The sequence below is a fragment of the Cellulomonas sp. Marseille-Q8402 genome, assembly GCF_965119525.1.
Genome location: NZ_CBCPLX010000001.1, coordinates 1,083,287 through 1,095,657, shown reverse-complemented (window position 1 = coordinate 1,095,657; position 12,371 = coordinate 1,083,287). Strand labels below are relative to the sequence as shown.

The following is a 12,371-nucleotide window of genomic DNA, read 5'->3' as shown; positions in this document are numbered from 1 at the left end:
CGACGTGCGTTACCGGACCGCCGCGGGGACCGTGGTGGGGGCGATCGTCCTCGCCGTCCTCGGAGCGCTCATGGGTCCCCAGTGGACGCCGGTCCCGATGACGGACCCGCTGACGGTGCAGGCGTCGTCCACGGCGATCCCGGGTGCGCCCGCCGCCGCGTCGTACCCCGTGAGCTCGACCGTCGTGCGCGTGCCGCTGGACGGCGCCGACGTCGAGGCCCGCCTCCTGATGCCCGTCGGCGTCGAGGGCGACGTGCCGGCGGTGCTCTTCGTGCACGGCGCGGGCACCGGGCTGTACACCGACGCCTTCGTGGAGCAGGCGCGCGTCCTGGCCCAGGCGGGCGTCGCCACGCTCGTGCCGGACAAGCGGCTCGACACCTACACGCTCCGGCACCGCGACTACGTGGCGATGGCGCAGGACTACCGGCGGTCGTTCGACCTGCTGCGCGGAGTCCCGGGGGTCGACCCGGCCCGGGTCGGCGTGTACGCCGAGAGCGAGGGCGCCTGGATCGCCCCGGTGATGGCCGCCGAGGACCCGGACATCGCGTTCGTCGTGCTCGTCTCCGCACCGGTGGTGCCGCCCCGGCAGCAGGCGGGGTTCGCCGTCGACTCCTACCTGCGCAACACCGGCGTCCCGCAGCAGGTCTTCCGGGCGATCCCGCGGGCGGTGGGCATGTCGCTGCCCGGCGGCGGGTTCGAGTACGCGGACTTCGACGTCGCGCCGTTCCAGCGGCGGATGACGCAGCCGCTCCTCGTCGCCTACGGCACCGCCGACGCCTCGATGCCGACGGTGCAGGGCGCCGAGCAGATCATCCGCGACGCCGCGATCGCCGGGAACAGCGACTACACCATCCGGTACTACCGCGGCGCGGACCACGGCATCCGGGTCGACGGCGAGGTCGCGCCCGCGTTCCTGCGCGACCTCACCGGCTGGGTGCAGGGGCTGCCGGACACCGGCTCGGCGTGGCCGCGGATCGCGGGCGACCAGCCGGAGCAGCTGTACTGGGCGGCGCCCGTCCCGCAGCCGGGCTGGCTCGGCGACGGCGACGTGCTCCTGTTCCTCGTGGTGGGCGCGGTCGGCGTGATCGTGCTGCTCCCGCTCGGCCGGGTGACGCTGGCCGGCGTCCGCCGCGTGCGCGGTCGCGGGGCGGCGCACGGGCGCGACGCGTCGCTGGACCGGCGGCTCGCGCTGCTGTCCCTGGCGTCCGTGGGTACTGTCGGCGCGCTGGCCTGGTACCTCGTGGCGGTGGCCCGGCTCGCGCTGGGGTACGAGCGCAACGGCTGGGTCGTGCAGGGCGGGTGGATCGGCGTGCGGCTGCTCGGCCTGGTCGCGGTGCTCGCGGCGGCCGCCGTCGTCGAGCGGCTCCGGCAGCTGCGGCGCGCGCGCCAGCCGCTCGCGCACGGCGTCGTCGGGCACGCGGTGCTCTGGGGCACCTGCGCGGCCAGCACCGCGCTGCTGGTGGTGCTCGCCTACTGGGGCGTGTACCAGCTCGGCATCTGATCTGGGGACGACGCCTGCGCCCCACCCGGGAGCAGGCAAGATGGTCCGCGACCGTTTCGACGAGGGGAACCAGGGTGCGCACGACGTGGGGTTCGGCGACCGACCGCGGGCGCGTGCGCGCGCTCAACGAGGACGCGCTGCTCGCGCACCCTCCGGTGTTCCTGGTCGCCGACGGGATGGGCGGTCACGAGGCCGGCGACGTCGCCAGCCGCCTCGCGGTCGAGGAGTTCGCCGGGCTGGCCGGCCAGGCCGTCGTCGACCCGTCCGACCTGCACGCCTGCTTCCGCCGCGCCGCGCAGCGGATCCGCGCCGCCTTCGAGCGCAAGGAGGGCGGGACGACCGTGGCGGGCGTCGCGCTGGGCGAGCACGACGGCGCCGCGCACTGGCTGGTGTTCAACGTGGGCGACTCCCGCGTGTACCGCTGGCAGGACGGCGAGCTGGCGCAGCTGACCGTCGACCACTCGGTCGTGCAGGAGCTCGTCGACTCCGGTGCCCTCAGCCGGGACGCCGCCGAGCAGCACCCCGAGCGGCACGTCCTGACCCGCGCGCTGGGCACAGGTGCCGACCCCGAGCCCGACTACTGGATGATCCCGGCCCGCCCCGGCGACCGGCTGCTGGTGTGCTCCGACGGCGTGACCGGCGAGCTCACCCCGGCCGAGGTCGCGGAGGTCCTCGCCCGGACCGCCGGCAGCGGCGCGACGGCGTCCGAGCTCGTCCGCCGGGCCGTCGAGGCCGGGGGCAGGGACAACGCCACGGCCGTCGTCGTGGACGTGCGAGCCGACACGGAACTTTCACCCGGATGGCTTGCTTTCGGTGCCGAGCCTGCCGATAGGACATGGGACGAGACGGTCGACGGGGCAACCATCCCTCGACCCCGTAGCCATCAGGAGGACCCGCGGTGATCGTGCCGGAGTACACCCCCGGCGACTGGTACGCCGTCGTCGCCAACGGCGTCGTGCTGCTGCTCGCCCCCACGACCCCGCCCGAGGTCGTCCGCGACGTGTGGGCCAGCGCGCCCGAGCGCGGGGCCGGCCTGGGCGCACAGCTCGACGCGCTCGTCCGCCACGGCATCGGCGGGCTGCACCCGTTCGCCGCCGTCGACCTGGCCGGCGGCCAGGTGCACACCGCCCTGCGCGGCGACGTGGAGGTCGAGGTCGTCCGCGGCACGCGCGCCGAGGTGCTCACCGCGCCGCAGGTCGTGTCCTGGTCGGAGCGCTCGGTCGGCTCCGCCGAGGAGGTCACCGTCCGCGTGTCCGGCGCGACCCGCGGCGGAGCCCTGCCCATCGTCAGCGGCGTGGTGCGCGCCTCCCGCGTGCGCGTGCGGCTCACCGGGGCCGAGGCACCCGCCGACGCCCCGGCCGCGTCGTCGCCCGTCGTGCTGCCGGCGGCCCCGACCGCGGTGGCCGTGGCGCCGGCCGTGGCCGCCGTGCCGCCGGTGGCCGGGTCCCGCGAGCCCGAGGCGTCCGACGAGCCCGTCGGCACCGAGGTCGTCGAGGGCGGGCCCGTCCCCGCCGAGGTCGTCGAGGGGGCCTGGTCGAGGCCGAGGTGGTCGAGGAGGCCCCCGCCGAGCAGACCCCCGCCGAGCAGACCCCCGCCGAGCAGACCCCCGCCGAGCAGACCGCGGCCGAGGAGGCGCCCGCTGACGAGGCGCCCGCCGAGGTGGTGGAGCACGACGAGTCGCGCCCGCGCCCACGCCGTCGTTCCCGGCGTTCCCCGCGGCACCGGCCGCCCCGCCCGTCACCGGCGTGCCCGAGGCCGCCGACGTGCCCGCCGCCCGCGAGCCGTTCGTCCCGCCGGCCCCGCCGGCGCCCGCGCTGCCCGCACCCGCCTCCGCGGACGACCACGACGGCCTGACCATCCTCAGCGGCGAGCTCGCCTCGATCCGGCAGCACCTGCCGTCCTGGGCCGTCTCGCAGACCGGCGACTGGCCGTCCGGCCCCGTCCTGCCGTCGCCCGCGCCGGCGCCCGGCCCGTTCGGCGCGACGCCCCTGAGCACGGGCACCGGCCCGGCCGCCGGCACCACGCACGCCCCGGTGCCGCGCCTCGCCCTGTCCACCGGCGCCCGCGTGCCCGTCGACGGCGTCGTCCTGATCGGCCGCGCGCCGCAGGCCGACCGCGCGCCCGACGGTGCCGACGCGCGCCTCGTGACCGTGCCGAGCCCGGAGCAGGACATCTCCCGGACGCACGCCGAGGTGCGCCTCGAGCTGGGCCGGGTGCTGGTCACCGACCTGTACTCGACCAACGGCATCACCGTCGCCGGCGGCGGGCTGCCGCCGCGGCGCATCACCGCCGGCGAGCCCGTGGCCGTCGCCGAGGGCGACCTCGTCGACCTGGGCGACGGCGTGACGTTCACCGTGGAGCCGGGTGCGTGAGTCGTCGTCGTGAGGCCTCGCAGCCGCCGCACCTCCCCGGGTACACGGTGCAGCGGCTGCTGGGTGCGGGGGGATCCGCGGACGTGTTCCTGTACGACCAGGAGCTGCCGCGGCGCACGGTGGCCGTCAAGGTGCTGCTCGGGGGCGTCGACGCGGGCACGCGCGAGGCGTTCGAGCGCGAGGCGGACCTGACCGCGCGGCTCTCGCACCACCCGTCGATCGTGACGGTCTACCAGGCGGGGGTGGCCGCGGACGGCCGGCCGTACCTGGTGATGGAGTACTGCTCGCGGCCCGGCCTCGGGCAGCGGTACCGCGCCGAGCGGTTCTCGGTCGACGAGGTGCTCGAGCTCGGCGTCCGGCTGGCGTCCGCCGTCGAGACCGCGCACCGCGCCGGGATCCTGCACCGGGACATCAAGCCCGGCAACGTCCTGACCAACGACTTCGGCCGGCCCGTGCTCACGGACTTCGGCATCGCGTCGACGGTCGACTCGGGCGGCCCGGCCGTCGGCATGTCCATCCCGTGGGCCGCGCCCGAGCTGCTGGCGGCCGAGCCGCACGGCGACGCGCGGTCTGACGTGTACTCGCTCGCGGCGACGCTGTTCTCCGCGCTCGCGGGCCGGTCGCCGTTCGAGCGTCCCGGCGGCGGGAACGAGGCCGCCGACCTGGTCGGCCGGATCGAGCGCGGTGCACCGGTGCCGTTCACCCGCGACGACGTGCCGGACCGCCTGCGCACCGTGCTGGCGCGGGCGATGGCCCGGGAGCCGCAGCTGCGGCACGCGCGCGCCGTCGACCTGGCGCAGGACCTGCGCGCCGTCCAGGCGGACCTCGGCCTGCCGCTGACCCCGCTCGACGTCGACGAGGACCCGGGCAGCACCGTGCCGGGCGGTCCGGCGGCCCAGGGCGGGGCGGCCCCGGCCGACGCCACACGGGTCCGCTCGGTCGTCGAGGTGGCGCCCGCACCCGTCGTCCGGACCACCGTGCCCGTGGGCCCGCCGCTCGACGTCGGCGCGGGCCCCGAGGCCACCCGCCTGCGTCCGGTGGTGACGGTGCAGGCGGACGCGCCCGTCCCCGGCACCGACGTCCCGCCGCCCGTCCTGCACGAGGTCAGCCCGGGCGCACCGGCGCGCGGCCGCACCGGGCGCGTGCTGGCCGCCGTCGGCTCCGTGCTGGCGATCGCGGCCGCGGTCGTCGCCGTGGTCGTGCTGGCGAACCGTCCCGACGCCGCGCCCGCGCCGGACGCGGGCTCCGAGTTCCCGGGACCGGCGGGCACCGTCGCCGCGACCGTCCCGTCGCCGACCAACCTGTTCGGCGCGCGCCAGGCCGACGGCAGCGTCGCGTTCACGTGGACCAACCCCGACGAGCAGGACGGCGACACGTACCTGTGGGGCGTGCGCACCGCGACGGGCGAGCCGGTGCTGCAGCTGGTCGAGGAGCAGCGCGTGACCGTGCCCGCGGCCGACGCCGGCACCGGCGAGGTCTGCATCGAGGTCTCCGTGGTCCGTGCCGACCGGCGCGCTTCCGCCGTGCCCGCCGAGGGGTGCGCACCGTGAGGCCCACCTGGAACCGGCGTCGCGTCGCCTCGACGGCGGCGGTCGTCACCGTGCCCGCCGTGATCGCGACGCTCGCCCTGGTCAACCCCGGGTTCCCGCTCGCGCAGGTCGACCTGAACGACGGCGCCGTGTGGCTGACCTCCACGAGCACGCTCCAGGTCGGCCGCTACAACGCCCAGGTCGAGGAGCTCAACGCCGGGCTCGTCGCGAGCAGCTCCGAGTTCGACGTCCTCCAGGACGGCGGCGACGTCCTGATCGTCGAGGCCGGCACCGTGACCGTCGTGGACCCCGCGGGCGTGACCGCGGCCGCGCAGGTCGCCGTGCCCGCCGGCGCGCAGGTCTCCATGGCCGGCGGCACCGTGGCCGTCATGGACACCGACGGGCAGGCGTGGGTCCGCTCGTTCGACGACCTCCCGCTGCTGCAGGTGGCCGCCGACGAGCCGGACGCCGACGTCGGTCCCGGTGGTCTCGTCGTCGCGTCCACCGCCGGCGTCGCGTTCGCGGTCGCGGGGGAGACCGGCGAGGTCACGCGCCTGACCCCGGCCGCCGGCGGACCCGCCGACGCCGAGGAGGCACCGGCGTTCGACGGCCCCGTGGACGCGCTCACCGCGGTCGGCGACGTGCCGGTCGCGCTCGACGGGGACACCGTCCGCACGCCCGGCGGCTCCAGCAGCCTCGGGATCGGGCAGCCCGTGCTGCAGCAGCCCGGCCCCACGGCGAGCACCGCCCTCGTCGCGGGCAGCACCGGCCTGCTCGAGGTCGCCCTGTCCTCCGGCGAGGTGACGGCCGAGCACGAGGCCGGCGGCGGCGGCACCCCCGCGGCCCCGGTGCGGGTCGGCACCTGCGCGCACGCCGCGTGGCCGACCGCGACGCAGAACTACCTCGAGCTCTGCGCCGACGGCGCGCCCCGGGTCCTCGACCTGTCCGGCGTCACCAGCGCCGACCGGCTGGTGTTCCGGGTGAACCGGCAGGTCGTCGCCCTGAACGAGACCGTCGACGGCCGGCTGTGGCTGCCGCTCGAGGACACCGAGGTGCGCGAGCCCGACTGGTCCGACGTCGTCCCCGAGGAGCAGCCCGAGGACGAGACCGACCAGGCCGAGGGCGACCGCACCACGCAGGAGCTGGTCCCCGAGTGCTCGCCCACCAGCGCCGCACCCAGCGCCGTCGACGACGCGTTCGGCGTCCGCGCCGGGCGCACCACGATCCTGCCGGTCATCGACAACGACACCTCGTCCGACTGCGGCATCCTCGTGCTGAGCGAGGTCGACCCGCTGCCGGCCGAGTTCGGCACGCTCCAGCAGGTGTACGGCGGCCGGGCGCTGCAGATCACCGTCCCCGCGGGCGCCTCCGGCTCCGTGACGTTCTCCTACTCGATCAGCGACGGCCGCGGCGCCACCGCCCCCTCGACCGCGCAGGTCACGCTGACCGTGCGCGCGCCGGGCCAGGACGAGCCGCCGGTCCAGGAGCGCACGGGCGAGATCCGCGTCGAGCAGGGCGCGACCGCGACCTACCCGGTGCTCTCCGACTTCTCCGACCCGGACGGCGACCCCCTCACGCTGGTGTCCGCCGCCGCGGAGTCCGGCACGGCGCGGTTCCGGCAGGACGGCACGCTGACCTACGTCGCCGACGGCGGGCAGCTGGGCCGGACCGTCGTGCACGTCGTCGTCTCCGACGGCGTGTCCAGCGCCGAGGGCACGGTGGACGTGGACGTCCGGGCGCCGGGCTCGCTCCCGCTGCAGATCGACCCGGTGCACGCGGTCACCTACGTCGACCAGGACGTCGTCGTGCGGCCGCTGGACGCCGTCCGGTCGTTCGGCGCCGAGCAGCCGCGGCTCGCGGGCGTCGAGGACCTCGCCGGCACGACGATCAGCCCGGACCTCGAGGCGGGGACCTTCACGTTCCGCGCCGCCCAGGCCGCCACCTTCTACGTCACGTTCACGGTGACCGCGGCGCCGCAGCAGGTCATCGGCGTGGCCCGCATCGACGTGCGGGAGCGGCCCGAGCAGCCCGAACCGCCCGTCGCCGTGCAGGACCGCGCGTGGCTGCCCGCCGGCGGCGAGACCACCGTGAACCCGCTGGCCAACGACACCGACCCCGCCGGTGGCGTCCTGGTGCTGCAGAGCGTCGACGCGCCCGACGGCCTCCGCGTCGCCGTCCGGCAGCGGGAGCTCGTCACCATCTCCGCCGTCGGCGCGCTGACCGAGCCGGTCACCCTGCAGTACGTCGTCTCCAACGGCACCGCGTCGTCGACGGGGGAGATCCTCGTGTCCCCGGTGCCCGCGTCGTCGACCTCCCAGCCGCCCGTCGTGCCGAACGCCACGGCCGACGTGCGGACCGGCGGCGTCGTCACCGTCCCCGTGCTGGAGGAGGCGTACGACCCCGACGGCGACCTGATCTCGCTCAAGACCGAGTTCGCCGAGCCGCTGGGCGACGGGCAGGGGCTGCTCTTCGTCGCCGGCGACGTGCTGCGGTACCAGGCGCCGTCCGAGCCGATGACGGTGCACGCCACGTTCGTGGTGCGCGACTCCACCGGCAACGAGACCGCCGCCACCGTCACCGTGCGCGTGCACGAGTCCGACCCGGCCACCAAGGCGCCGCCGCGGCCGCGCGCGCTCACCGCCCGGGTGTTCGCCGGGGAGACGGTGCGGATCCCGGTGCCGCTGGTCGGCGTCGACTCCGACGGCGACGGCCTGACGCTGCTGGGCGTCGCGTCCGCCGGCACCAAGGGCCGGGTCACGACCGTCGGCGCCGACTACCTCGAGTACGAGGCGCTGCCCGGCGAGGCCGGCACCGACCAGTTCACCTACGCCGTCGAGGACTGGACCGGCCAGCGGGCCGTCGCGACCGTCCGGGTCGGCATCGCCGCGCGGCCCGGGGACAGCAACCGGGTCGTCGCCCGGGACGACGCCGTCACCGTCCGCCCCGGCCAGTCCGTCGAGGTCCGCGTGCTGGAGAACGACACCGACGTCTCCGGCGGCGACCTCGCGCTCCTCGAGGACCTGGAGGCCGATCCCGGCGTCAGCGCGACCGTCGCGGGCAGCCGCGTCGTCGTCGAGGGCGAGGCCGCCGGCGTGCACAACGTCGGCTACACCGCCCAGAACGAGCTGGGCGTGCGCGCCGGCGCGACCCTGTCCGTCACGGTCGACCCGGAGGCCCCGGTCCTCGCGCCCGTCCCGCGCGACGTCGTCGTGCCGCCGGTCGACACCGTCGGCCGGACCAGCGTCGACGTCGACGTGCTCGGTGTCGCGCAGAACCCGAGCGGGCCGCTGAGCGACCTGCGGGTCTCGGTCCCCGCCAGCGCCGCCGACGTGGCCACGGTCCGCGCCGACGGCACCGTGACCGTCACGCTGGCCGAGACCGCGCAGACCATCCCGTACCTGCTGACCAACACCACCGCGGAGAACGTCCGCGCGTACGCGTTCATCTCCGTGCCGGCGCTCGGGTTCTTCCCGCCGACGGCCCGGCCGCGCGCGCCCGAGCTCCGCGTCGCGGGCGGCGAGACGCTGACCATCCCGCTCGGCGAGCAGGTCCAGGTCGCCCCCGGCCGCACCGCGCAGGTCGAGGACCCGACCGCCGTCACCGCCACCCGGTCCGACGGCTCGTCGCTCGTGGCCGACTCGACCACCGTCCGGTTCACGCCGGCGGCCGGCTACGTCGGCCCCGCGTCGATCACCGTGCCCGTCACCGACCGGACCGGGCCGGGGGACACCTCCGCCCGCACGTCGGTCATCACGCTGCCGATCACCGTCTACACGCTCGACGACTACCCGCCGACGTTCGTCCCCTCCACGCTCGAGGTCGGACCCGGGGAGGCGCCGGTGACGGTCGACCTGCTCGCCTTCACGCGCGGCGTCGAGGGCGCGTCCGGCTCGGACACCTTCACCTACCGGATCGCCTCGGCGGTCCCCGCGGGCTTCTCCGCCACGCTCGACGGCACGCGCCTGAGCGTCGCCTCGGACGTCGGCACCCCGAAGGGCACCCGCGGCACGCTCCAGCTCCAGCTCGGCTACGGGCGCGCCGGGACCATGGACGTGCAGGTCGACCTCCGGACGATCGCCAGCACGCGCCGCACGGCGACCGTGCCGAGCCGCGAGGTCAACGACGCCGTGCAGGGCCGCGACTCGGTCGTCGACATCCTCAGCGGGGCGTTCAACCCGTTCCCCGACCAGCCGCTGCGCATCGTGGGCGTCACCGTCGAGACCCCCGGCACCGGCACGGCCAGCGTCGCGGGCGACAACGTCGTCGTGCGGCCCACCGCCGACCTGGTCGGGCAGATGGTCGTGCGGGTGCGGGTCCGGGACGCCACCGACGACAGCGCCCGCGAGGTCGCCGCCAGCATCACCCTGCGGGTGCGCGGCAAGCCCGCGACCCCCGCGGCACCGCGGGTCGGCGAGGTCCGGGACTCCACCGTGGTGCTGTCGTGGACGGCGCCGGACGGCCGCGGCGAGCCGATCACCGGCTACCGCGTGGTCGCGACGCCCGGCGGGCGCGTGTACGAGTGCGCCAGCACCACGTGCACCATCGACGGGCTGACCAACAACACCGAGTACACGTTCAGCGTCGCCGCCAGGAACGCGGTCGACTGGTCCGACCCGAGCCCGCCGTCCGCCACCGCCCGGCCCGACGCCGTGCCGTCGACCCCGGCCGCACCGGTCTGGGACGGGTTCGGCGACGGCGAGCTGACCGCGCGCTGGACCCCGCCGGAGACCACCGGCTCGCCGGTGACCTCGTACACGCTGATGCTCTCGCCGGCGCCCGCGGGCGGCTCGGCGACGGTCACCACGTCGGGGACCTCGTACACCTTCCGCGGCCTCACCAACGGCACCGCGTACTCCGTGCAGGTGCGGGCGCACAACCGCGCGCCGGAGCCGAGCGCGTTCAGCGCGCTGTCGGCGACCCAGGTGCCTGCCGGGAAGCCCGACGCGCCGTCGTTCTCCGAGGGGGCGGTCCAGTCGACCGCGTCCCAGCAGCTCCAGGTCTCGTGGAACCCCTCGCCGTCCGACAACGGCGACCCGCTGACGTACGTCCTGCAGGTCTCCGGCGGCGGCACGAACCGCACGGAGCGGCTGCCCGCGACGCAGACGCAGTACTCGCTCTCGGTGCCCAACGACACGGAGATCACCTTCCGGCTCCGGGCCGAGAACAAGGCGGGTGAGTCGGCCACGGTGACGACGACCGGACGCGCCTACGACGTGCCGTCCGCTCCGGGCCAGCCCCAGATCACCCGCTCGTCGACCGACTCCGCGGCCGGGAACGGCTGGGTGGACGTGCAGTGGGACGCGGCCAGCGGCAACGGCTCGTGGATCACCGGGTACGAGGTCACCACCTCCGCGGGGTCCGTCGAGATGCGGGGCGAGCGCTCCGCGCGGATCAACGGCCTGGTCGGCGGTGGGTCGCTCTCGGTGAGCGTCCGGGCCTGCAACCTGCGCGGGTGCGGCCCGACCGGGCCGGCGATGAGCGTGCAGTCGAGCCCCGCCCGCACCCTGCCGGCTGCGCCGACCGGTCTGTCGTTCAGCACCTCCGCGTCGAGCGGTTCCGGGCGTCCGGACCAGGCGCAGCTCGGGTGGAACCCGCCGACCGACCAGGGCGGGAACGCCGTGGACGACTACGAGTTCGCGCTGTCGGGGTGGGGCCGGCCCTGGGAGACGATCACCAGCCCGGACCCGGGTGCGGCGACCAACGTGACGGTGGGGCTGTCCGGCTCGGCGAACGTGTCCAACCCGGTCGACCTGACGCTGCGCGTCCGTGCGCACACCTCGGCGGGGTGGGGCCCGTGGTCCGAGGTCACGCAGCGGGTGTCGTGGACGGAGCCGCAGCCCGAACCCGAGGAGCCGACCGACCCGCAGCCGCCCGGCGAGGGTTCCTCGGGATGAGCCCCGCCCTGCCGATCGGATGACCGGCACCCGCACCACCAGCACGACTCGCACCACCGCACCGCGCCCGCAGCACCAGACTGGAGACGAGCACCCGATGACCCCCGAGCAGTCCGCCTGGTTCGCCGAGACGTTCACGAACCTGGTCGCGAACGTCTCCCGCGCCGTGCTGGGCGCCGACCGCCCCGTGCGGCTGGTGCTGACGGCGATGGTCGCCGAGGGTCACGTGCTGCTCGAGGACGCGCCCGGCACGGGCAAGACGTCGCTCGCCAAGGCGATCGCGGCGTCGGTGCAGGGCACGCACCAGCGCATCCAGTTCACCCCGGACCTGCTGCCGAGCGACGTCACCGGCGTGACGATCTGGGACCAGGGCGCTCGCGTGTTCCAGTTCCACCCCGGCCCGGTGTTCACCTCGGTGCTGCTCGCGGACGAGATCAACCGCGCCTCGCCGAAGACCCAGTCCGCGCTGCTGGAGGTGATGGAGGAGGGGCACGTCACCGTCGACCGCGACACCCACCCCGTCGGCCGGCCGTTCGTGGTGATCGCGACGCAGAACCCGATCGAGCAGGCGGGCACCTACCGGCTGCCCGAGGCGCAGCTGGACCGGTTCCTGGTCCGCACGTCGCTCGGCTACCCGGACCGCACGGCGACGGTGGAGATCCTGTCGGGCAACCGGGACCGGACCCGCACGCTCGACGCCGTCGTCACGACCGCGGGCATGGTGGAGATGGCGGAGCTCGCGCAGACCGTGCACTGCGACGGCTCGGTGCTCGACTACGTCGCCCGCCTGATCGAGGGCACCCGCGAGGACCCGCAGACCGCGCTCGGCGCGAGCGTCCGCGGCGGCCTGGCGCTGGTGCGCTGCGCGCGCGTCCAGGCGGCCGCCGCGGGCCGGGCGTACGTGATCCCGGACGACATCAAGGAGCTCGCGGTGCCGGTGCTCGCGCACCGCCTGGTGCTCGACCCGGAGGCCGACTTCCTCGGCGCGACGACGACCCAGGTCGTCGAGCGCGTCCTGTCCGCGACGCCGCCGCCGGTGGCGCGCGCGTGAGGAGGGTCCACGTGGGGGTGCACC

The 12,371-nt window shown here is 76.1% G+C and carries 6 protein-coding genes; all 6 read left to right on the top strand.

Annotation, left to right across the window (positions count from 1 at the left end; genetic code table 11):
* Positions 1-4 precede the first annotated feature (4 nt).
* The 6 genes from ACWPWW_RS04995 (at position 5) to ACWPWW_RS04970 (ending at position 12,347) form a co-directional block, all read left to right on the top strand.
* Positions 5-1,501: an alpha/beta hydrolase family protein gene (locus ACWPWW_RS04995; RefSeq protein WP_454049232.1), complete on the top strand. Its 1,497-nt coding sequence runs from the start codon at positions 5-7 to the stop codon at positions 1,499-1,501.
* Between the two features lie 74 nt (positions 1,502-1,575).
* A complete protein-coding gene (locus ACWPWW_RS04990; RefSeq protein ID WP_454049231.1) occupies positions 1,576-2,403 on the top strand; it encodes a PP2C family protein-serine/threonine phosphatase in 828 nt (275 codons plus the stop codon).
* An 843-nt stretch (positions 2,404-3,246) separates the two neighbouring features.
* Positions 3,247-3,873 (top strand): FHA domain-containing protein, encoded by a 627-nt coding sequence (locus tag ACWPWW_RS04985; RefSeq protein WP_454049230.1) that lies wholly within the window; start codon positions 3,247-3,249, stop codon positions 3,871-3,873.
* On the top strand, positions 3,870-5,423 hold the full coding sequence (locus tag ACWPWW_RS04980; RefSeq protein WP_454049229.1) for a protein kinase domain-containing protein: 1,554 nt from the start codon (positions 3,870-3,872) through the stop codon (positions 5,421-5,423). Before ACWPWW_RS04985 ends, ACWPWW_RS04980 begins: the two co-directional genes overlap by 4 nt.
* Positions 5,420-11,296, top strand: a complete 5,877-nt coding sequence (locus ACWPWW_RS04975; protein WP_454049228.1) for an Ig-like domain-containing protein — start codon at positions 5,420-5,422, stop codon at positions 11,294-11,296. Before ACWPWW_RS04980 ends, ACWPWW_RS04975 begins: the two co-directional genes overlap by 4 nt.
* Before the next feature lie 97 nt (positions 11,297-11,393).
* Positions 11,394-12,347 carry an AAA family ATPase gene (locus ACWPWW_RS04970; protein ID WP_454049227.1) on the top strand — a complete coding sequence of 318 codons (954 nt, stop codon included), beginning with the start codon at positions 11,394-11,396 and terminating at the stop codon, positions 12,345-12,347.
* Positions 12,348-12,371: the final 24 nt, after the last annotated feature.